The 20,959-nt window shown below is 40.2% G+C and carries 21 protein-coding genes; 8 read left to right on the forward strand and 13 right to left on the reverse strand.

Translation table 11 applies throughout. The features are described from left to right. Positions 1 to 478: 478 nt before the first annotated feature. The 12 genes from PREBIDRAFT_RS07880 to PREBIDRAFT_RS07930 all read right to left on the reverse strand — a co-directional run bounded on the left by PREBIDRAFT_RS07880 (position 479) and on the right by PREBIDRAFT_RS07930 (position 12,570). Positions 479 to 1,690, reverse strand: a complete 1,212-nt coding sequence (locus PREBIDRAFT_RS07880) for an NADP-dependent isocitrate dehydrogenase (RefSeq protein ID WP_004335601.1) — start codon at positions 1,688 to 1,690, stop codon at positions 479 to 481. Positions 1,691 to 1,726: 36 nt separating this feature from the next. Next, complete coding sequence (locus PREBIDRAFT_RS07885; protein WP_004335603.1) at positions 1,727 to 3,979, reverse strand: hydratase; 2,253 nt, start codon at positions 3,977 to 3,979, stop codon at positions 1,727 to 1,729. A gap of 35 nt (positions 3,980 to 4,014) precedes the next feature. After that, on the reverse strand, positions 4,015 to 5,871 hold the full coding sequence (locus tag PREBIDRAFT_RS07890) for a triphosphoribosyl-dephospho-CoA synthase (RefSeq protein WP_004335605.1): 1,857 nt from the start codon (positions 5,869 to 5,871) through the stop codon (positions 4,015 to 4,017). After that, a complete protein-coding gene (gene citX, locus PREBIDRAFT_RS07895; RefSeq protein ID WP_004335607.1) occupies positions 5,855 to 6,373 on the reverse strand; it encodes a citrate lyase holo-[acyl-carrier protein] synthase in 519 nt (172 codons plus the stop codon). Before citX ends, PREBIDRAFT_RS07890 begins: the two co-directional genes overlap by 17 nt. A gap of 18 nt (positions 6,374 to 6,391) precedes the next feature. Continuing rightward, entirely contained in the window at positions 6,392 to 7,933 is a 1,542-nt protein-coding gene (gene citF / locus PREBIDRAFT_RS07900; RefSeq protein WP_004335609.1) for a citrate lyase subunit alpha, read from the reverse strand. Further along, positions 7,930 to 8,820, reverse strand: a complete 891-nt coding sequence (gene citE / locus PREBIDRAFT_RS07905) for a citrate (pro-3S)-lyase subunit beta (RefSeq protein WP_004335611.1) — start codon at positions 8,818 to 8,820, stop codon at positions 7,930 to 7,932. The genes citF and citE overlap by 4 nt, the downstream gene beginning before the upstream one ends. A 31-nt stretch (positions 8,821 to 8,851) precedes the next feature. Next, positions 8,852 to 9,130, reverse strand: a complete 279-nt coding sequence (gene citD, locus PREBIDRAFT_RS07910; RefSeq protein WP_004335614.1) for a citrate lyase acyl carrier protein — start codon at positions 9,128 to 9,130, stop codon at positions 8,852 to 8,854. 491 nt (positions 9,131 to 9,621) lie between these two features. Next, the gene (locus PREBIDRAFT_RS11465; protein WP_155114381.1) at positions 9,622 to 9,828 is read right to left on the reverse strand and encodes a hypothetical protein; all 207 of its coding nucleotides are present in this window, start codon (positions 9,826 to 9,828) and stop codon (positions 9,622 to 9,624) included. Between the two features lie 72 nt (positions 9,829 to 9,900). Further along, positions 9,901 to 10,947: a 3-dehydroquinate synthase gene (gene aroB, locus PREBIDRAFT_RS07915; RefSeq protein ID WP_004339636.1), complete on the reverse strand. Its 1,047-nt coding sequence runs from the start codon at positions 10,945 to 10,947 to the stop codon at positions 9,901 to 9,903. 3 nt (positions 10,948 to 10,950) lie between these two features. Then, positions 10,951 to 11,370, reverse strand: a complete 420-nt coding sequence (locus PREBIDRAFT_RS07920) for an RNA-binding S4 domain-containing protein (protein WP_004335621.1) — start codon at positions 11,368 to 11,370, stop codon at positions 10,951 to 10,953. A gap of 1 nt (position 11,371) precedes the next feature. After that, positions 11,372 to 11,944: an aminoacyl-tRNA hydrolase gene (gene pth / locus PREBIDRAFT_RS07925; RefSeq protein ID WP_004335623.1), complete on the reverse strand. Its 573-nt coding sequence runs from the start codon at positions 11,942 to 11,944 to the stop codon at positions 11,372 to 11,374. Positions 11,945 to 11,976: 32 nt separating this feature from the next. Then, entirely contained in the window at positions 11,977 to 12,570 is a 594-nt protein-coding gene (locus tag PREBIDRAFT_RS07930; RefSeq protein ID WP_004335625.1) for a 50S ribosomal protein L25/general stress protein Ctc, read from the reverse strand. Between the two features lie 257 nt (positions 12,571 to 12,827). On the opposite strand from PREBIDRAFT_RS07930, the gene nusB reads away from it, so the two are divergent. From nusB to PREBIDRAFT_RS07955, 5 genes are all read left to right on the forward strand, one after another. Next, complete coding sequence (nusB, locus tag PREBIDRAFT_RS07935; protein ID WP_004335628.1) at positions 12,828 to 13,841, forward strand: transcription antitermination factor NusB; 1,014 nt, start codon at positions 12,828 to 12,830, stop codon at positions 13,839 to 13,841. Between the two features lie 63 nt (positions 13,842 to 13,904). Beyond that, positions 13,905 to 14,228, forward strand: coding sequence for a preprotein translocase subunit YajC (gene yajC, locus PREBIDRAFT_RS07940; protein WP_004335630.1), 324 nt, complete (start codon positions 13,905 to 13,907; stop codon positions 14,226 to 14,228). A 44-nt stretch (positions 14,229 to 14,272) separates the two neighbouring features. Beyond that, positions 14,273 to 15,283 carry a CdaR family protein gene (locus tag PREBIDRAFT_RS07945; protein WP_004339640.1) on the forward strand — a complete coding sequence of 337 codons (1,011 nt, stop codon included), beginning with the start codon at positions 14,273 to 14,275 and terminating at the stop codon, positions 15,281 to 15,283. Next, the gene (coaE, locus tag PREBIDRAFT_RS07950) at positions 15,280 to 15,840 is read left to right on the forward strand and encodes a dephospho-CoA kinase (RefSeq protein WP_004335634.1); all 561 of its coding nucleotides are present in this window, start codon (positions 15,280 to 15,282) and stop codon (positions 15,838 to 15,840) included. The genes PREBIDRAFT_RS07945 and coaE overlap by 4 nt, the downstream gene beginning before the upstream one ends. Positions 15,841 to 15,878: 38 nt before the next feature. Further along, positions 15,879 to 16,325 (forward strand): DUF5606 family protein, encoded by a 447-nt coding sequence (locus PREBIDRAFT_RS07955; RefSeq protein WP_004335635.1) that lies wholly within the window; start codon positions 15,879 to 15,881, stop codon positions 16,323 to 16,325. A gap of 421 nt (positions 16,326 to 16,746) precedes the next feature. On the opposite strand, the gene PREBIDRAFT_RS07960 is transcribed toward PREBIDRAFT_RS07955, so the two are convergent. Next, on the reverse strand, positions 16,747 to 17,673 hold the full coding sequence (locus PREBIDRAFT_RS07960; protein WP_004335636.1) for a hydrogen peroxide-inducible genes activator: 927 nt from the start codon (positions 17,671 to 17,673) through the stop codon (positions 16,747 to 16,749). 254 nt (positions 17,674 to 17,927) lie between these two features. Between PREBIDRAFT_RS07960 and PREBIDRAFT_RS07965 the strand changes: the two genes are divergently transcribed. The 3 genes from PREBIDRAFT_RS07965 (at position 17,928) to ahpF (ending at position 20,888) form a co-directional block, all read left to right on the forward strand. After that, positions 17,928 to 18,566, forward strand: a complete 639-nt coding sequence (locus tag PREBIDRAFT_RS07965) for a superoxide dismutase (RefSeq protein WP_316904548.1) — start codon at positions 17,928 to 17,930, stop codon at positions 18,564 to 18,566. Between the two features lie 49 nt (positions 18,567 to 18,615). After that, complete coding sequence (ahpC, locus tag PREBIDRAFT_RS07970) at positions 18,616 to 19,182, forward strand: alkyl hydroperoxide reductase subunit C (RefSeq protein WP_004335638.1); 567 nt, start codon at positions 18,616 to 18,618, stop codon at positions 19,180 to 19,182. A 143-nt stretch (positions 19,183 to 19,325) separates the two neighbouring features. Continuing rightward, the gene (gene ahpF, locus PREBIDRAFT_RS07975) at positions 19,326 to 20,888 is read left to right on the forward strand and encodes an alkyl hydroperoxide reductase subunit F (RefSeq protein ID WP_004335639.1); all 1,563 of its coding nucleotides are present in this window, start codon (positions 19,326 to 19,328) and stop codon (positions 20,886 to 20,888) included. Positions 20,889 to 20,959 lie beyond the last annotated feature (71 nt).

The following is a 20,959-nucleotide window of genomic DNA, read 5'->3' on the forward strand; positions in this document are numbered from 1 at the left end:
AATGTAGCAGTAAAATCTCTAAATATTTATGGCACAAAGATTTGGAGATATAAACAAAAAGATCTAACTTTGTACTCCGAGAATGGGAGTGAACGTGCTTTCAACAGATAGTCAAAATAGCGGTCATAAACCAGTCAGTTTGCTGCTACATTTCTGCTACAGAGACTGTCAGTACAAAAAGGTAAATATTTAGCTAACAGCGATAAGGACATATTGTGGATTAGTTCAGGCTGGTCCACATTGAATATCAAGGAGTTACGGAAATGTAGCTCCTTTTTGTTTGCTCACAGGAGACCTTCAGGTGACCTTTTCAAGGGTCAGTAGAAATTTAGTGGGGATATCCGTATAGTTTACTTAATCTAAAAATAAAGAATTTTGTCATATAAGCCCAGAAAACAATATAAAAAAATCGGCACTCGTGCTTGCTAATATGAAGAATAAGCAAGCGACGAATGCCGAACTGCTACGGATCTAAAATCTAGCCTAGACGTTTAGCTAATCTTTCACGAATTGCACCGATAAACCCAGCCGAGTTTACTTGTGTTGGTGTTACTCCTTCCATCAGGTTCACAAGGTCTTTGGTTACAATGCCTTCGTTTAAAGTATCAAAGCATGCGCCTTCCAACTGATTGCCGAAGTTTATCAACTCAGGTAGGTTGTCTAGCTCGCCACGTTTGCGCAATGCACCAGACCAAGCGAAGATAGTTGCCATTGGGTTGGTTGAGGTCTCTTGCCCTTTCAAATAATTGTAATAGTGGCGTGTAACGGTACCATGTGCTGCTTCATATTCGTAGTTGCCATCAGGACTAACGAGTACACTGCTCATCATAGCAAGAGAGCCAAATGCTGTAGAAACCATATCACTCATTACATCACCATCGTAGTTTTTACAAGCCCAAATGAAACCACCCTTGCTGCGGATTACGCGAGCAACAGCGTCATCGATAAGGGTGTAGAAATACTCAAGACCCTTCTTGTTGAACTCTTCCTCGTAGTCTTTCTCGAATACTTCTTGGAAAATTTCACGGAAACGAGCATCGTATTTCTTAGAAATGGTATCCTTTGTTGAGAACCAAACATCTTGATTGGTGTCGAGTGCAAATTTGAAGCAAGAGTGTGCGAATGAACGGATAGACTTATCTGTGTTGTGCATACCCTGAATAATGCCTTCTCCCTTGAATTCTTGAATGACAACTTCTTCTTTCTTACCACTAGCACCTTCGAATACCAACTTAGCTGTTCCCGGCTCGTTTACACGGAGTTCTACACCTTTATATACATCGCCATAAGCATGACGTGCAATAGTGATAGGCTTCTCCCAGCTCTTCACCGATGGGTGAATAGAAGGAATAGTGATAGGTGCGCGAAATACAGTACCGTCAAGGATAGAGCGGATAGTTCCGTTAGGGCTCTTCCACATTTCGTGTAGTTTGTATTCATCCATACGCTGAGCGTTAGGAGTGATGGTAGCACACTTTACAGCTACACCATATTTCTTGGTAGCTTCGGCAGAATCGATCGTAACTTGGTCATTGGTTTCATCGCGATGTACAAGTCCCAAGTCGTAATATTCAGCTTTGAGGTCAACAAAAGGCAGAATCAATTCGTCCTTAATCATTTTCCACAAGATTCTTGTCATCTCATCACCGTCCATCTCCACCAACGGAGTGGTCATCTTTATTTTTTCCATATCTAGGTTTGTTAGTTAAAAAATATTATAAATTTATTAATTTCTCGTTTTATTTTGGGCAGCGTAATAATTCATCAGGCAACCTTCCACCAAAATTGAGCGCTCGTCGGCAGTGAGGTTGGTGAAGTTAAGATGAATGTCTTTTATGCCATTGGCAGTAATCACCTTGCCATTGATTTCTTCCTTGCCAGAAACGATAGCCTCACGAATGCCAGGAATGAATACCATATCGCCAGAAGTATATTCAAACTTAGCATCTGCATCAAGAGTGAAAGGCACGATGCCCCAATTGATACAGTTGCTGCGGTAACGTTTGGTGGCATACTCGAAGCAGATGTTAGCGTCGCCACCCAATACTTTTTGGCAAGAAGCTGCCTGCTCGCGAGCAGAACCATCACCAGGACGATTAGCAAATACACACGAACCGAATGAAGTATCTTCTGGCTTGGCATTCACTTTAGCCAAAGCATCGGCAATGTGCTGTGGGCATTTGCCATTGCGGCGTTCCAAATCCTCCTGTTGAATACGCTTACTGATTCCTACATATTCAGGAACTCGGCGTGAAAGGGCAAACTCGGAGAGCTTGAGCGGATTAGAGCGGTAACTTGATGTCTCGCCCGAAGGAATTAACTCGTCAGTAGTTGTTACTGGATCGTGAATAACGGCTGCCAATTCCAAGAGCATATTGTCCTGCATAGGATACATTTTTGGCCAGTCCTTGATATTTGGTCCATAGCGCAATTCCTGTGAGGCATCTGCCTTACCATATCCGTAATAAACACGGTTCTCGTAAATCTTAGCATCGAAATCATATCCTGCGTGCTGATCATTGTACTCAAGATCAGTAGCGGCTGTGATAACACCACCATTAGCAGCGGTGGCAGCAATAGAACGAGCATCCATTAATGCCACGAGTGAAATTTGTCCTTGACCAGGCTTAGAACCTTCACGATTAGGGAAGTTACGCGTGGTGTGGCGAATACTCAAGCCGTTATTTGAAGGTACATCGCCTGCACCGAAGCAAGGACCGCAAAATGCAGGTTTGATAATCACACCTGCTTCGAGCAATTCCTCTGCAATCTTGTTGCGTGTAACCGACATATATACTGGCACCGACTGAGGATAAGCTGACATAGTGAAGTAGTCGTTACCCACAGACTTGCTCTTTAGAATGGCTGCAGCTTCGCTGAGGTTGCCATAAGTACCACCTGCACATCCAGCAATAATACCCTGGTCTGCCATTACCTTTCCATTCTTCACCTTATCAACGAGATGTACATCCACCTTGTCGCCGAAACGCTTCTTGGTATCTTCTTCTACCTGACGAAGAATCTCAACAGGGTTGGCTTGTAGTTCGTGGATAGAAAATGCGTTAGATGGGTGATAAGGGAGAGCTATCATAGACTCTTGCTTAGATAGGTCGATGCGGATCATAGAGTCGTAGTAAGCCACCTTGCCAGGTTCTAACACCTTGAATGCCTCTGGGCGATTGTGTTGCTCGTAGTGCTTCTTTACGGTATCATCAGTAATCCAAATCGAACTTAGACAAGTAGTCTCTGTGGTCATAATATCAATACCGTTACGGAAGTCAATAGGCAGATTGGCAACGCCAGGTCCAGCAAATTCCAATACCTTGTTCTTTACAAAGCCACTCTCAAACACAGCCTTCACCAAGGAAATGGCAACATCATGAGGCCCAATACCTCTGCGAGGTTTGCCCTCAAGCCATACCAAAACCACTTCAGGGGCATTGATATCCCAAGTATTTTCAAGTAACTGTTTTACCAACTCTCCACCGCCTTCGCCGACACCCATATTTCCTAGTGAGCCGTAGCGTGTATGACTGTCTGAACCTAAGATCATATTGCCGCATTTCACCATCGCCTCGCGAGCATATTGGTGGATAACAGCAAGGTTGGTGGGAACATAGATACCACCGTATTTTTTGGCTGCAGAAAGACCAAAGATATGGTCGTCCTCGTTGATAGTTCCACCAACAGCACACAGTGAGTTATGGCAGTTGGTCATAGCATATGGTAGTGGGAATTTCTTCAAACCGCTAGCACGTGCTGTTTGGATGATACCAACGTAGGTAATATCGTGCGACATCATGGCATCAAACTTGATGCGCATTTTGTTACTCTTGTTACCTGTTACGTCGTGTGAACGCAGAATACCATAGGTAATCGTGTTTTCTCTTGCTTGTTCAGGTGAAGGCATACCCTCGCTCTTGGTAACTATTTCCTTACCATTGAGGAGATATACGCCTTGCTTCATTAATTCAATCATAATAGAAATTTAAAAGTTATTATTAGTTCAAGTTCTTAATATTGCAAACTATGGATGAAAGCGGTGAGTGATAGCATGTCCGCACTGCCTCCTGGTGAGATGTTCTCTTGGATCATCCAGCGGTTCATCGCCTCTAATCCATCTAAAGTAAAGTTTTTCAATAAAATACCTGACCGCTCTTTAGTTTCTTTTACAGCTTTCTCGCCACCACGATAGAACACGTTGGTATCGTTGAGCGAATACATAATAAAAAGGAGGGTCTTGTGGAAGCGATAAGGATCGGTTGCGCAATTCCCAAAGAACGGTAGCCACTGGGCAAATAGTTGTGGAAAGGCTTCGCAAGCATGTTCTCTTGCACCTGTAACATGATAGTGTGAGACAACCATCTCTCCGTGCGTTCCTTTTGTTTTAGGAAACTGTCGGGCTAGTGTGGAAATATTATGCCTAAGGAGTTCGATATCAATGACTTTCTTCTCATAATAGACATGAGCTGCCGATACGATAGTCAACCCTATTGCAAAAAGCGCACCCTTATAGGTGTTCACACCATGCGTAGCATGGAACATCGCTGTCTCTGCTTTCACACCAATGCGCCTGATTTCGTCATAGGACGGTAAGTCGGTTTGGAAACCGCTTTGCGCTAGACATACAAAATAGGGGCGTAGTGCTTTGATACTCTTATCCATCAAAAGGAAGTCCATGTCGTGGTGTGCGCCATTGTCTTTGCAGTCAACAAGTCCTGGTTTGGGAGTTGTTTCTAATTCGTCGTGGAGAGCCTTTTCAGCTAGCTCCGCTATAATATAAGGTATGGTGGTAGGATAAGCGATATCTGCAGCAGTAAGGAACTTTCTTTCTGATAGGTTCTTCCTGAGTTTGCTTGCACTCACAACACTATCAGTGTTTTCGGTAGAGTGTTCATACGTCGTATGATCCATTTGCAAACGCTCTATTTCCCTTACTTCTATTCCTTTCGTAGGAAGTATCTTGTGCATCAGTTGGTTATATCGTCTTGTGAGCGAGTCGGTGGGCTCACTTCCCACAAATCGAACACTGATATTCAATGCTGGAGCAATGTGGTCGGCAAAAAGGTTCAAGTCGAGTTGTATCTGTGTATCAGTAGCGTCGTCAATACGTTTGAGGAAGTAGGTGGGGAACGTGTCAGACGAAATGACATATCGACTGCCATCGCATACGGTAACATTCTGTAGATCTGTACATCCTGCTGTTACCATAGCTTTACGTTCTTCGTACGCAAATAGCGATTTATCTTCTCTCACCACCATTACAAGCAAGTGTGCTACCTCTTTGGCTGCCTGTTCCACCAAATAACGGTGTCCACGTGTAAAGGGATTGGCATTCATCACGATGATACCTCGCTTTTTCGTATGACAAGAACTTACTGAACTTTTGCAATCATTTTTCAAATCAGTGTTATTGCCATCTGTTGGAATAGCTTCTTTTTCAATAATATCATACAGCCTCTTCAAATCTTTGCAATAATCGTTTATATGTCCACCATTCTCCATAAATATAGCTTGTGGTGCGGTGGCGAGCGTTTGGAAACCAAGGCTGGAAAAGATTGATACATTGTCAGGTTTGGTGAAAACCTTGATCGAGGAACATCCTTTTGTAGATGCTAGACATACCAAATGGGAAATAAGTTTTGCTCCCATACCTGTACCACGCAAAGTTTCGTCCACAGCCACACACTTGATAGTATTGCCACATAAGCCTCCGCCAGCAAGGATTTCCTCCCCACCGTTAGCAAAGACCGCAGCATACACATCAACATCTTCCAAGCGTAGCGCATTGTCTGCAAGGAAAGATTCTACCTTTTGGCGAATCGGTTCCAGAGAAAGCGGTAACTCTCGAATTTCATACTCTCCGAACATAGGCTTCAATCATTTGGGCTATTTTATGCTGTAATTCTTCTTGGGTGTGGGTGTGATTGCGCATACAATAACGAGCCTCATTATCGCAGATCAGGCATTTGCGTGGTGCTTCGCCAATTGCTAAACGAGGTATTGGATGCCCCTCCTCGTTGATTACATCTACATCGAATAGACGCCCTAAGGGGTGAGAATCTTCTATTTGGCAGGCGATGTGTTTAGCTTTTTCTTTTGGGAGCGTGGTGAGCAGATAAGCCTCGTAGCCTGTTTCTAGGTCGCGTTTTTGCAAATCTATCGTATTTCCCATAAAGTGCTGCTGAATAGCCTCCACTGCCGCATGAGCAACTGTCAACGATAGAGAATTACGCTTAACATTCCCAGGCATGATAACCGTAAGGCATACTAATGTAGTATAGGGATAGGCATTGATAAGTTCTAGTTGCTTTGCCCATCGTTGCTCACGGCTTTGTAGGAGTTCGTTAAGTGTAATTCTTCTCGTTGTCATGATGTATTAATGTAGTTTTTAATCTACAATATTGCGGATAACATCCATTACAGAGCCATCGCGGTTCATTACCACGCCCACTACTTTATCGCCGAATGGCAATGGATCGGCATCACCGATAATCTTGTGTGCCTGCTCTTTGAGTATTTGAATATCCACGATGTTCAAACCAGCTTTCTTTAGTCTTTCTGCTATTTCAGGACGGCGTGGGTTTACAGCTATGCCATATTCTGTAACAACAACATCTACGGTAGATCCAGGAGTAATTAGAGTTGTTACGTTCTCTACAACACAAGGTATTCTGCCACGAAGCAAAGGACAAACGATAATAGATAGCGCTGAGTCGGCAGCCGTATCTGGGTGTCCACCTATGGCACCACGAATAATACCATCGCTTCCTACGAGAACATTGACATTGAAATTAATATCCACTTCAAGGGCAGAGAGGATAACGATGTCAAGATAGTGGGTTGCAGAACCTGCTTCATCGGCAGAAGCATATTCGTTAGCTGAAACTCCTTTATGCATTGGATCGTTCTTCAACGACTCTGCAGCTACTTTGTCGAACGACTGTACATCTATGAGACGATCAATTAGTCCTTCATTGTGCATCTTCACCATATGGGCAGTAATACCTCCGAGAGCAAAGCTTGCCTTTATACCTTGATCAATCATACACTCACGAATGTATTTCACAGCAGCTAATGAGGCACCGCCTGAACCAGTCTGAATGGAGAAACCATTCTTAAAATAACCACTATTAATAATCACCTTTGCAGCTTGTTGTGCAAGGAGGATGTCTCGTGGATTCTTAGTGTCACGAATAGCACCTGAAGAAATCTTAGAAGAGTCGCCAACTGAATCCACTACAACAACAAAATCAACATTAGCTTCTGAAATGGCGTTATGGATATTTGGAAATGCTACGAGGTCGTCTGTCAGGATTACAACCTTATCTGCATTCTGAGCGTCAGGAAGTGCATAACCTAAAGAACCGCAGATAGATTTTGCATTCTCTGAGCTAGAATATCCGCAAGCATTGCCCAAAGGATCGGACGATGATGCGCCCAAGAAAGCTACATCAATGTGCAATTCATCGTTCTTGATGGCACTGCCACGACCACCGTGTGAACGGAAGATGACAGGCTCTTTCATCAAACCATGAGAAATCTCGGTAGCAAGGTCGCCGCGCAAACCTGATGTGGAAATTTTTGTAATCACACCATTCTTGATATGTTCTATCAATGGTTTATGAACATCCTGAAGACTAGAAGCTGCTAAATGTAGATCCTTAAATCCCATCTCTGCTAACTTATCTACTACCATATTCACAACCTTATCACCAGCGCGGAAATGATGATGGAAAGAAATTGTCATACCGTCTTTCAACCCCGATTTGCGGATAGCTTCTTCCAATGTAACCAATTTGCTACAAGTCTTCTGCATATCCATTTTGGGGGCTATCGCTTTGGACAGAGCAGTATTATCATTATATACTTTCTTATTTAATTTAGCAGCCTGCTCTTTTATCATAGCTGCTCTTTCCTGTATGTTGTTCATTGTATGTCCTCCTTTGTTAAGATACCCGATGCGATGGCAAGATCGATGGTACGCTGTGCTCTGATTACTACAGGACGGTCAACCATCTTGCCGTTTACTGCGATTACACCACTTCCTTTCTCGGCAGCCTCTTTAATGGCAGCGAGAATGGTACGAGCTTTCTCAATATCTTTCTCCTTTGGTGCGAAAACCTCATTGATAATCTCAATCTGACGTGGATTGATAATGGATTTTCCATCGAAGCCCATACGCTTGATGAGTTCTACTTCATTGCGGAATGCTTCCATATCATTCAGATTAGAGAATACAGTGTCAAGTGCATCAATGCCAGCAGCTCTTGCAGCCACCACGATAGTTTCGCGAGCTAGTTGAAGTTCTGTTCCTTCTTTGGTACGTTGTGTTTTGAGGTTAGCACTGTAATCTTCAGCACCTAATGCAATGCCCATCATTCTCTTAGATGCAGTAGCAATATCGTAAGCATTTACAATACCTAAGGCACTCTCAATGGCAGCCATAATCTGAGTTCTTCCTACGCAACCGAGTTCTTTCTCCACACGTTCTATTTCTGCCTCTACTTCACGCACCTCATCGGCAGTTTCGGTCTTTGGCATTCGGATTACATCTACACCACCTTTCACTACGGCTTCAACATCTTTCTTACCATAAGGAGTGTTTAGGGGATTGATGCGTACTACTCGTTCTATATTTCCATAGTCGATGGTTTTTAGCGCATTGTGTACCAACATACGGGCAGCATCTTTTTCTGCCATTGTTACCGAATCCTCAAGGTCGAGCATGATAGAATCGGGGTGGTAAATATAAGCATCCTGCATCATACTAGGATTGTTGCCTGGTATGAACATCATCGTTCTTCTTAATCTTTCCATAGGGTTAATAATGAAATGTTAGTAATAAGGGTTATGCCCATACATCTTTGCCTGTAGCACGAACTGCAGCGGTAGTTACACGGGCACGAATGGTACAGTCCAAAGCTCCTTTATCAACAGCTTTCACAATAGCATTTTCGATGCCTAACCCAGTTAATGTTTCTCCGATTACTTTCTTGATTTGTCCGCCAAACTGATATTCAACGGAACTTTCAAGAATGATTTGCAACCCTTCAGCTTCGGAGGGCGAAATCTGGATGAAGATGTCGCCAGACTCCATCGTTCCAGCATACGCTTTTTCCAATTCCATAGTTAGATACAATTATATTAATAGATTTACTTAGTTATTATTATCATAGTGGTATACAAGAACAGTAATAACACCCCGATTATGCGTGGCTATCTTTTAACTGTCATGTATCCTAAATTAATTTTCAAAGCGTCTTCTTTCTACACCTAGTTGAAGGAGTGTTTTGAAGAACTTGCGATGATAGTAGGTTTCCAGCTTTGTCGCTCTTAATACGAATGGATTCCCTTTTGATCGCACTTGTGAGCCAATTGCGTTTCAAAAGTAAATATAATATTTCACACAAAGAAATTATATGCACTTTTTTACACGCCAGACTGTTTATTTTCGTTAAAAAAAAGATTCTGTGCAGCTAGCACTTTATTAAATATGTGAGCAAAGTATTTAATGCTCAAAGAAATTATATAGAAAAATCCCCAGCAAAGATAGGTTTTTGCTAGGGATTTGGAACGATATATTGAGTGCAACACTAAGGGGGGGGGACGAATATTCTTTTACCATCTGCCGTGATATTTATAGTGTCCTAAGTGGCGTCCGTTGTCGTGATGGCGTTTCCATCCTTTATTGCGATGTTTCCATTCTCTTTCATTGTATCTTGCTTTGCGCGAGTCAACGCTGCGAAGATAGCGATAGTTGATATTATATACTCTTTCGTATTCTCTTTGTGAGCAACCTATCTTATGCAAATATACATGAAACAAAACAGTATGAAAAAGGTGATTTTCCTAAGTGTTGATAGGAAAATATCTAAAACAGATCGGGGTATTTCCTATTTACCCTTCTCTAAAAAAATCAAGTGCTTCTTTAACTTCTTCCTCTGTAATAATTTGGTCAATGTGGATATTTCCTATTTCTGTAAGAAGCGTTACATTGATTTCATTGTTGCGATTCTTTTTATCGTGGTGCATGTATTCAATGAGTTCAAGATAATCGTCGCAGGTAATAGGAAGCACACCATAGTATTCACGAATGAAACGAACAGTTTGTCGTAGTTTATCTGTAGGGAAGCCCCTCTTTGTGGCTGCAATGAAAAGTTCAGAGATGAGCCCATAAGCTACAGCATATCCATGCAGGATAGGGGTGCGGTGCATTGCCCAAGTTTCGAAAGCATGCCCAAAGGTATGCCCAAGGTTTAGGGCTTTGCGAATATTTTTTTCTTTAGGATCTTGTTCTACAATATTCTCTTTTATTTCAACGCTCTTGGCTAACATTGGATCTAATTGATCAAGATTAGGATTTGCGAGGTCAAAGTTGATAAGGTCAGCCCACATCGTTTCATTGGCAATGAGTCCATGCTTCAACATCTCTGCATACCCGCTTCGAATGTTTTCAGTGTCTAAAGTTTTCAACCATTGTGTATTCAATATAACAAAACTTGAATCGTTGAATACACCGATTTCATTTTTTAAACCTCCAAAGTTAATACCTGTCTTTCCGCCTACACTAGCATCTACCATAGCAAGTAGGGTAGTGGGGATATTGATAAAGTTGATGCCACGTTTGAAAGTGGAAGCAGCAAAGCCTCCAAGATCTGTTATCATTCCCCCTCCAAGGTTGATCAACAACGAATGACGAGTAGCTCCATACGCTTGTAAAGCAGTCCAAACATGTGAAAGAGAGTTAAGGTCTTTATGCAAATCAGATGCTTTGAGTGTAATGACATCTGCTTTCTTCAAGCCATGAAAACTCTTAATAAGTGGTAAGCATAGTTCTTTGGTATGCTCATCTACTAAGATAAAAGTCTTATCATGTTCACATTCTGCGATAGCGATAGCCAAATCGGTTTGGAAGTTTTTGGAGCTTATTATGCGTTGTTTCATCATTTATTCTTCATCAAACATTTCATCGTCATCAAAATTAAAGTCGGTTGGATCAATGAAAGCATCCATAGCACGGCGATCTTTCTTTGTAGGACGTCCAGAGCCTCTTGCCCTATCTACAAAGCCACTAATACGGCTCATTTCTAACAGTTCGTATTGCTTAGCTTCGGTAACATTTTCGTAAACTTCTGGTATGAATTTAGCTCCGACACGCTGTTCAATGGTTTTGAGAACTTTAAACGAATACGTAATAGGTGATTTCTTAACGCTTACCACATCACCCACTTTTACATTGTGTGAAGGCTTGCGATTGATGCCACCCACACTGACACGTCCATTCTTACAAGCATTAGAAGCTAAGGATCGCGTTTTAAATATACGTGCAGCCCAAAGCCATTTATCTATTCGTGCTATGTCGCTCATGTTATTTCTTACCTAATTTATTATATTGATTCATCGTGATGTCAAGACCTGCAAGTACAAAACTTTTAATAATTTCACCTGCTAAATCAATAGAAGGTTGCAATTCCTTCATGTCTTCGTCAGTATAATGCCCTAAGACCCAATCCACTTGTCCACCTCTAGGGTAATTGTTTCCTACTCCCATTCGTAGTCGGGCATAGTTTTGACCAATAAGTTGCTGAATGTTTCCCAAACCATTATGTCCTCCATTTGATCCATTTCCTTTCAAGCGAAAAGCACCAAGAGGAAGAGCCACATCGTCTGATATTACAAGCAACCTACTTTGTTCAATGTTTTCCTTGTTGAGCCAATAGCGTACAGCGTTGCCCGAAAGGTTCATAAAGGTAGTAGGCTTTAAAAGAATAATCTTTCTACCCTTTAGTGTAAACTCTGCGACAAAGCCATAACGCTTATCCTCAAAAACAATATTGGACGCTTTAGCTAAAGCGTCCAATACCATAAATCCTGTGTTATGTCTAGTACCCTCGTATTCGTTACCAGGGTTACCAAGACCACAAATTAAATATTTATCCAATGTCGTTGAACTAATATTTATAAAATTCTTAATTATTCAGCCTCAGCTGCGGCAGCAGTACGTGAATTACGTGTAGCCTTAATAGAGCAAACTACTACTTCCTTAGGAGTTACTAGCTCAAGACCTTCGAAGCTCAACTGACCAACCTTGATAGCCTTACCAAGCTGTAATGCAGTAACATCTATACTTAGAAATTCAGGGATCTTGTTGAAAGGAGCCTTTACATTAATCTTGCGGATAGACATATTCATACGACCACCATCACGAACACCTTGTGCAAGACCAGCAAGCTTAACAGGAACGCCCATAATAATTTCTTTTTCTTCGGTTACTTCATAGAAGTCTACGTGCAAAAGAGCGTCTGTTGTTGGGTGGAACTGTAAATCTTTCATAATAGCCAAGTGCTTCTCGCCATCAATTGTTAGTTCTACACCATAGATGTTTGGAGTGTAAACAAGCTTGCGAAGCTCTGACATAGGAGAAGCGAATGATAATGCTACAGGAATACCGTTTTCCTTCTTCTCACCGTAAAGGTTACATGGTACTAAACCTTCCTTACGCATTAAACGTGAAGCTTTCTTTCCAAGGTCGTTACGCTTCTGACCTGACAACTTAATTTCTTTCATAATTGTGTTACTCTAAATTAATATGAATGTTAATTCGCCATCACACACTGAGATGCTTGTCGAGAATTGGGCGTGCATTATGCAGCCCTCTCTGTTCTCAATTTGCAAAAAGCATTGCAAAGTTACTGCTTTTTTAGGAAATATAGCAACTTATTGGTGAAAAATATAGAAAATAGCATCTTTTACTTGTACATGCGTGGGAATTTTCCTACATTTGCATTGATTAAATATTGAAAGAAACACAAGTAAATCGCGAGATGATTAACAGAGAATTAATTCGAATTAAGGTTGTTCAGTTGACCTATGGATACTATCAGAATGGTAACCGCAATATGGATGCAGCAGAGAAAGAGTTGCTATTAAGTCTTTCAAAAGCTTATGATCTATACAATTTTCTTTTGGGATTGATAGTTGCGATTACAGAAGAGGAACGCCATCGCATCGAAATTTTGCGTAAACGAGCAGAGCGTGAAGGCTTACAAATGCCATCAGAGCGCTTTGTAAACAACAAGTTTGCTTTACAGTTAGAAGAGAATAAGCAGTTGAACGCTTTTTTAGCAAATCAAACTTATCATTGGGGTGATGATATTGAGGTGGTGCGTAGAATTTGTGATTGTATAGAGAATAGCGAAGTCTATAACGAGTACATAGCAAGTGAAGATGATACTTATGAAGCCGATCGTGAGTTATGGCGCAAGCTTTATCGCTCTATTATAGAAAATAATGATCTGCTTGATGCTGCATTAGAAGATAAAAGTCTTTATTGGAATGATGATAAGGAAGTGGTGGATACCTTTGTTGTAAAAACCATTAAACGTTTCGACCCTGCTAATGGTGCCGATCAAGAGCTATTACCAGAGTTTAAAGATATAGCAGATCGTCAGTTTGCTATTGATCTTTTCCGTTCTACAATTATGAATGCAGAGACCTATCAACAATACATGAGTGAAGCAAGTCATAATTGGGATTTCTCGCGCCTTGCTTACATGGATGTTGTTATTATGCAGATTGCTATAGCAGAGATTGTCAACTTCCCTAATATTCCTATTAGTGTTTCTATTAATGAGTATGTAAATCTTGCTAAGTTATATAGCACTCCTCGTAGTGGTGGTTATATTAACGGAATGCTTGACAGTATTGCCCGCCATTTAGTAGAAACAGGTAAGGTGCTAAAGCCAATTCCAGAACCTCGTCAGCGCAGATTTATTAAGGGACATACAGACAAGCGTAACTCTCATCCATCTGTAGAAGGACCTGAAGAGAGTGAATAAGAGCTTTAGCAACAAATTTATAGAAATTTAATTCATAACTAAGATAATAATATAATATAAGCAATGAATACAGAACTTTTATTGGCAGGTCAAGCACAAAGTGGTGGCTTTCCTATGATTTTAATGATGGTTGCCATCTTTGTAATTATGTATTTCTTTATGATTCGTCCACAACAGAAGAAGCAAAAGGAAATACGTGCTTTTCAAAACGCATTGAAGGAAGGCGACTCTGTTGTTACAGGTGGTGGTATCTATGGCACAGTGAAAAGAATTGATCTTACTACAGGTAAGATTGATATAGAGATTGCTCGTGGGGTTGTGATCACAGTAGATAAGGGCTATGTATTTGCTGATGTAAAAGCATCTCAAGCACAAGCTCAGAAATAATTAAAAAACATATTTTCACCTATTAATAATAAGGTGGTAAAGTAATGACATTTATTCGGTCGATGTTCACATTAGATACAATCAGGAACTTCTTGTTGAAAATATTCAGCAAGGAGTTTCTGATTTTTTTGTTCTTCCTAGCTTTAAGTGGTGGGTTTTGGTTGATGATGACCTTGAATGAAACGTATGAATATGAACTTACGGCGAAGGTGAAGTTAATAGATATTCCTAAAAATGTCGTTATTACAGAAGATCCCGACTCTATAGTTCGCTTTACAGTGCGCGACAAGGGCTTTGTCATTGTGGCATATAAGTTTACAAAAGAATTTAAACCAGTGCTGGTGAGCTTTCGAATGTACAATAACGAGAAAGGGTATGGTGTTATTTCGTCGATTGATATTCAGCGTCAACTCCAGTTTCAACTAAATAAGAGTACAAGAATAGTGTCCACAAAGATGAGCAATCTTAGTTTTGCTTATAATTTGGGGCAACATAAGCGTGTGCCTGTAAGGTTGTTAGGTAGTATAGCTCCTAATGGGAATTATAATCTTGCCCATGCTCGTTTCTATCCAGAAGTGGTTACAGTGTATGCCGATAAGGCTACATTGGATAGTATCCAATGGGTATATACAGAGAAGTTACATATTACTAACATTACCGATACTAGGGAACTGGAGGTAAACTTGCGTAAGATAGCACACGCAAAGTGTATTCCTAGCACAGTGAAGATGAAGCTTATTCCTGATGTGCTTACAGAAGAAACGGTGTCGGTGCCTATTGAAGCTATTAATATACCTGATGATAAGGTGTTAAGAACTTTCCCAAGTAAGGTGAATGTCAACTTTATCGTTGCTGCTTTCCGCTTGCGCTCAATGCCAAGAAACAACGAGACAAAGGAGTTGTTGCCTACAGGTTTTAAGGTAGTAGCCGATTATAGCAAACTCATAGGCGGAAAGTCGGACAAATGCCGGATATATATTGCTGCAAGACCTGTCGATATTCACAATGTGCAGCTTGCAACGACGGCTGTAGACTATGTCATTGAGCAGCGATGAGGGTAGCAATAACGGGTGGAATAGGTAGTGGAAAATCTTATGTGTGCAGGCTTCTAGCTCAGCATGGTATAGCAGTGTATGATAGTGATGCACATGCTAAACGCCTTATACATACCTCGCTAGAGCTTCAGCAACAATTAAGCCGACTCGTTGGAAAAGCGATCTTTGTAGGTGGAGTTTTGCAAAAAGGAGTTTTAGCTCAATACCTACTTGCTGATGCCCAACACACCGATGCCATCAATAACATTGTTCATCCAGCAGTGGCATACGACTTTGAACAGTCGGGGTATGAATGGATAGAGAGTGCTATTCTTTTTGATAGTGGTTTCGACAAACGAATACAGTTAGATAAGGTAGTGTGTGTTACTGCCCCTGATGAGATTAGAATAGCAAGGATAATGCAGCGTGATCACCTTTCAGAGGAAAAAGCACACGCATGGATTGCAAAACAATTACCTCAGAGCCAGGTGATAGCACGTAGTGATTATAATATCATCAATGATGGCGTGAGTGATCTTGAAGAGCAGGTAACAACATTGCTTGCAACGCTAAAATAGACAATAAATAAGTTAATAATAAAACAAATTAAGAGAAAATGTTACAGACAATTCTTTCAATCTCTGGTAAACCTGGTCTTTACAAGCTTGTAAGCCGTGGTAATAATAATCTTATTGTAGAAGCACTTGACGGTACTAACAAGCGCCAACCTGTGTTTGCAACTGACCGTGTAACAAGCCTTGCAGATATAGCAATGTTCACCGATAGTGAGGATGTGCCATTGGGTGAGGTTTTAGCAAAGGTGCGTGATAAAGAAGAAGGTAAGGTAAGCTCTCTCAATTGGCGTAAGGCTTCTGCCAAGGAGTTGCAAGCTTATTTTGCAGAAGTATTGCCAACTTTCGATCGCGACCGTGTGCATAACAGCGATATTAAGAAGTTAATACAGTGGTATAATATCTTGATTCAAGCAGGTGTTACCGATTTTGAAGAGGAGATGCAGCCTACAGAGGGCGACCATATCCAAGATCGTCAGGAGCAAGAATAATGTTTTGTTAGGACTTGATGTAAGGTTCTTTAAATTCAATCATTAGTTATTTGAATTTAGAAAATATTTAACACAAAAATAAAAGCTAAGCTTTTGCCTTGTAATAGGTTATCTTTTACATGGTAAAAGGTAAGCTTTTGTAGTTAAAAAGGTCATCTTTTGCGAGGTAAAAGATGACCTTTTTGTTTTGCTACTTTAAGTTGTTGTTAGTCAGTTATATACAGTGTCTTTTCATTTGTTCATTTGCTACATTGATATAAGTAAAAATAGTTTACTTTTCTATTTTTATTAGGCATTTATTTGCTATACAGCTAAGTTGTACTTACAGCATCTAGGCTTATATGTTTAGCATCGCTTTTCGATGACAGCAATAAAATTGATATTTCACCACTAGGCTTTTGTTTCAACGTACATTTAGGAGCTATACCCCTTTTTGCTCTTTTCCTAACTTGATCATTTCCTTTGGCAACGCATCTTGAATAGAAGTAACAAGAAAGTTGAGCAAGCGATTACGAATAAAATTTTTGCCCGTTAGCATAATAATCTCACGCGAAGGTATAGGATAAGCAAAAGGGCGTACAAGTTCAGTTTGTTTATCTGTAAGTTGCGGAATGGCTAATTCTGGGATAAAAGTAACACCCTTTCCACTCTCTACTATACGCATAAAGGTTTCGATACTTCCAAGGTTATAAGTCCGCTTGCTATGTATAGCCGACTTTAGTGAGCAGAACTTCACTAACTGATCGCGGAAGCAATGTCCCTCATCTAACAACCAAAGATATTCACCCTTTAAATCAACAGTGCGTATAGCTTCTCTGTTAAATAGCTCATCATTCTTTGCTACATATACATAGAATTTCTCATAATAAAGATGTCGCTTTTCAAAATCTCCTAATCCGTCAATATTTGCCAATATTCCTGCATCGACCTCTCCACGTACAATAGCCCTTCGCATATCATCGGTTTTAAGTTCTGTTACACGAATATCCATATTAGGGTAATCGTTCATTAACGCAGGGAGGAAGCGAGGAATGAGATAAGGAGCAATCGTTGGTAATACGGCAAGATGAAAGGTACCAGCAAAAGAATGTTTTTCCTCTTCTACTACTTCTTTCAACCGCTTTACACGTACTAGCACATTCCATGCACGCTCAATGATGATTTGCCCAATGGGAGTGGGCTGAATGGGTTGCCTTCTTCGGTCAAAGATCTTCACCCCAAGTTCATCTTCCAGTTTTTGGATCATCGAACTCAATGTGGGTTGGGTTACTTTACAATATTCGGCAGCCTTTGCAAAGTGTTTATGGCGATATACTGCCATTACATATTCTAGTTGTTGTAGTGTCATTGTCTTACTTTTTTCCTAAAATGCAAAGTTAAGAAATAAAATATACACATTCGCATAAAAAATATTTTATTGCTTTATGCTCTAATTATCAATAAGATAGATAACATAATAGATAATGTCTATTGCTTGATAAATAAAATCATTCATTTTGCTATCTCTCTTTTATTAACTTTGCATCATCAAATAACAACATATAAAATATAAATAATATGCTAGTAACTAATATTCTCCTCGCAATGAGTTTGCAAGCACCGATGAGTGCTTTGAATAATGCAGAGGTTCCACAGGTAAAGCAATATATGATGGGTAAGGCTATAGAAATGCCTAAACTGCCATACGCCCCAAATGCATTAGAACCTGTTATTAGTGAGCAAACTATTAATTTTCATTATGGTAAGCATCTTCAGGGCTATGTCAATACGATTAACAAATTAATAAAAGGTACAGATTTTGAAGGTAAAAGCATAGAAGAGCTTGTAAAGAGTGTACCTGAAGGTGTTATGTATAATAACGCAGGGCAAACGCTTAACCACATACTCTATTTCACACAGTTTCAAGCTCCTATGATGGATAATATGCCATCTGGCAAATTAGCAAAACTCATTGATAAAAACTTTGGTAGCTTTGAGGCTTTTAAATTACAATTTACAAAGGCTGCTAGTACCATTTTTGGATCAGGTTGGGCATGGCTATCTCAAGATAAAGATGGTAAGCTTGTTATAACACAAGAGGCTAATGGTGGAAATCCTTTGCGTAGAGGGCTAAATCCTATTTTAGGAATAGATGTTTGGGAGCATGCTTACTATTTGGATTATCAAAATAAGCGTACCGATCATCTCTCGGCTATTTGGCAGATTATAAATTGGAATACTGTGGAAGCAAGATTAAAGTAAAAGAGATATAGTAAACAACATTTATAAAAGTAAATAAAGGAATAAAATTATGCAATCAGTAATCAACGCACAAGCTCCTGAATTTAAAGTTCAGGCTTTTCAAAATGGTGAGTTCAAAACAGTTTCTAATGAAGATATAAAAGGAAAATGGGCTGTATTTTTCTTCTATCCAGCCGACTTTACTTTTGTATGTCCTACAGAGCTAGTCGATCTTTCAGAGAAGTATGAAGAACTTCAGAAGATGGGTGTAGAGGTGTTCTCTGTAAGCTGTGATACTCATTTCGTACACAAGGCATGGTTTGATGCTTCTGACCGTATCAAGCAAATTAAATATACTATGCTTGCCGATCCATTGGCTGTATTGGCAAAAGGGTTTGGTGTGTTCAAGGAAGATGAGGGAGTGGCTTATCGTGGAACATTTGTTGTAGATCCAGAAGGATTGATCAAGCTGATGGAAGTTCAAGACAACAGTGTAGGACGTAATGCAGATGAACTAGTTCGTAAAATAAAGGCAGCACAATTTGTTGCTGCTCATCCAGGAGAAGTTTGCCCAGCTAAGTGGAACGAGGGTGCAGAAACATTGACACCAAGTATTGACTTAGTAGGTAAGCTCTAATAAAAGCTATACTAAAACTTTATAGATATGAAAAGAGCTTTATGCAATGCTTTCTTAAAACGAAAGAAAAATCATTGCTTAAAGCTCTTATCACTTCATAATAGGACGAACAAAAACTAATCATATTTTTTGAAAGGACAATCATGCTAGACCAGAATATATTAAAACAAGTGAGGGAGATCTTTGCCTCTTTAAAATCGAAGATAACGTTTAAGGCTACGGTAGATACAAATGATGAGAAAAAACAAGAGTTAAAAACGTTCTTAAACGACTTCGCTTCTACCTCCGATCAATTATCAGTTGAGTATACCGAACAAGCTGGAGCAAACCTCCACTTTACCTTATACAAAGGCGATATTGCTACTGGTATTAGTTTTCGTGGTATTCCTAACGGACACGAATTTACCTCTTTACTCCTTGCTGTTCTCAACGCTGACGGACAAGGTAAAAACTTCCCTGATGAAACTATTCAGCAACGGATTAAAGCTTTGAAAGGTAAAATTACTTTGAGAACTTATGTATCACTCACATGTACAAATTGTCCTGATGTGGTGCAGGCACTCAACTTGATGACGCTTATCAATCCCAATATCTCACATGAAATGGTAGATGGTGGATTATTTCAAAAGGAAGTAGCCGAACATAATATTCAAGGCGTACCTGCTGTATATCTAGGAGAAGATGCTATCCACATCGGGCGTGGAGACTTAGGTATGTTGCTTCAAAAGCTTGAAGATAAAGTAGGAAGTGAAGAAGATTATTCTGTAGAACCCATAGAACGAGAATATGACACCCTTATTATAGGTGGTGGTCCTGCTGGTACTGCTGCAGCTATTTACACTGCTCGTAAAGGTTTGAAGGTAGCTGTAATAGCAGAACGCATTGGTGGACAGGTAAATGATACAACAAGTATTCAAAACTTAATTTCTGTTCCAGAAACAAGTGGAACTCTACTAGCTGCTGATTTAAAGAAACATCTTAATACTTATGATATCGACTTGTTCGAACACCGTAAAATTACCGATGTTCAACTCAAGGACGTCCAAAAAGAAATCGTTGTAAAAGGTGGCGAAGTATTTAAAGCACCAGCAGTTGTTATTGCTACGGGTGCAGCATGGCGTAATTTGGGTGTTAAGAATGAAGCAAAATACATTGGTCATGGTATCCATTTCTGTCAACACTGTGATGGACCATTTTATAAAGGTAAGAATGTTGCTGTTATTGGTGGTGGAAATTCTGGTATGGAAGCGGCTATCGACCTCGCTGGTATCTGTAATCATGTTACAGTATTCGAGTTTGGCGACACACTCCGTGCCGATAATGTTTTACAAGAAAAGGCACACAACATAATAAACATAGATATTTATACCAATGCCCAAACTACAGAAGTATTAGGCGATGGAAGCAAACTCACAGCCTTAAAAGTAAAGGATCGTATCACAGAAGAAGAAAAAGAATATGCTTTCGATGGTGTATTCGTTCAGATAGGTCTTGCTGCTAACAGCAATCCCTTCAAAGATCAGTTAGAGCTTACCCCACGCCATGAAATAAAGGTAGATGAGTTTTGTCGAACAAATATTCATGGAGTATATGCTGCTGGTGATGTTACCAATGTGCCTTACAAGCAGATTGTGATCGCAATGGGGGAAGGAGCAAAAGCAGCCCTATCTGCTTTCGATGATCGCCTACGTGGAATTATAGGATAAACATCTACCATTTTTGCTAGTATAAGCAAGGATACATATTGAGATATGAGCAAAAAGAGTTTAGTATGCTA

Source organism: Prevotella bivia DSM 20514 (assembly GCF_000262545.1).
GTDB lineage: Bacteria > Bacteroidota > Bacteroidia > Bacteroidales > Bacteroidaceae > Prevotella > Prevotella bivia.

Excerpts from the sequence above, each read along its gene's own strand:
- PREBIDRAFT_RS07880 (WP_004335601.1), bottom strand. The coding sequence starts at position 1,690 with ATGGAAAAAATAAAGATGACCACTCCGTTGGTGGAGATGGACGGTGAT.
- PREBIDRAFT_RS07885 (WP_004335603.1), bottom strand. The coding sequence starts at position 3,979 with ATGATTGAATTAATGAAGCAAGGCGTATATCTCCTCAATGGTAAGGAA.
- PREBIDRAFT_RS07890 (WP_004335605.1), bottom strand. The coding sequence starts at position 5,871 with ATGTTCGGAGAGTATGAAATTCGAGAGTTACCGCTTTCTCTGGAACCG.
- citX (WP_004335607.1), bottom strand. The coding sequence starts at position 6,373 with ATGACAACGAGAAGAATTACACTTAACGAACTCCTACAAAGCCGTGAG.
- citF (WP_004335609.1), bottom strand. The coding sequence starts at position 7,933 with ATGAACAACATACAGGAAAGAGCAGCTATGATAAAAGAGCAGGCTGCT.
- citE (WP_004335611.1), bottom strand. The coding sequence starts at position 8,820 with ATGGAAAGATTAAGAAGAACGATGATGTTCATACCAGGCAACAATCCT.
- citD (WP_004335614.1), bottom strand. The coding sequence starts at position 9,130 with ATGGAATTGGAAAAAGCGTATGCTGGAACGATGGAGTCTGGCGACATC.
- aroB (WP_004339636.1), bottom strand. The coding sequence starts at position 10,947 with ATGAAACAACGCATAATAAGCTCCAAAAACTTCCAAACCGATTTGGCT.
- PREBIDRAFT_RS07920 (WP_004335621.1), bottom strand. The coding sequence starts at position 11,370 with ATGAGCGACATAGCACGAATAGATAAATGGCTTTGGGCTGCACGTATA.
- PREBIDRAFT_RS07930 (WP_004335625.1), bottom strand. The coding sequence starts at position 12,570 with ATGAAAGAAATTAAGTTGTCAGGTCAGAAGCGTAACGACCTTGGAAAG.
- nusB (WP_004335628.1), top strand. The coding sequence starts at position 12,828 with ATGATTAACAGAGAATTAATTCGAATTAAGGTTGTTCAGTTGACCTAT.
- yajC (WP_004335630.1), top strand. The coding sequence starts at position 13,905 with ATGAATACAGAACTTTTATTGGCAGGTCAAGCACAAAGTGGTGGCTTT.
- PREBIDRAFT_RS07945 (WP_004339640.1), top strand. The coding sequence starts at position 14,273 with ATGACATTTATTCGGTCGATGTTCACATTAGATACAATCAGGAACTTC.
- coaE (WP_004335634.1), top strand. The coding sequence starts at position 15,280 with ATGAGGGTAGCAATAACGGGTGGAATAGGTAGTGGAAAATCTTATGTG.
- PREBIDRAFT_RS07955 (WP_004335635.1), top strand. The coding sequence starts at position 15,879 with ATGTTACAGACAATTCTTTCAATCTCTGGTAAACCTGGTCTTTACAAG.
- PREBIDRAFT_RS07960 (WP_004335636.1), bottom strand. The coding sequence starts at position 17,673 with ATGACACTACAACAACTAGAATATGTAATGGCAGTATATCGCCATAAA.
- PREBIDRAFT_RS07965 (WP_316904548.1), top strand. The coding sequence starts at position 17,928 with ATGAGTGCTTTGAATAATGCAGAGGTTCCACAGGTAAAGCAATATATG.
- ahpC (WP_004335638.1), top strand. The coding sequence starts at position 18,616 with ATGCAATCAGTAATCAACGCACAAGCTCCTGAATTTAAAGTTCAGGCT.
- ahpF (WP_004335639.1), top strand. The coding sequence starts at position 19,326 with ATGCTAGACCAGAATATATTAAAACAAGTGAGGGAGATCTTTGCCTCT.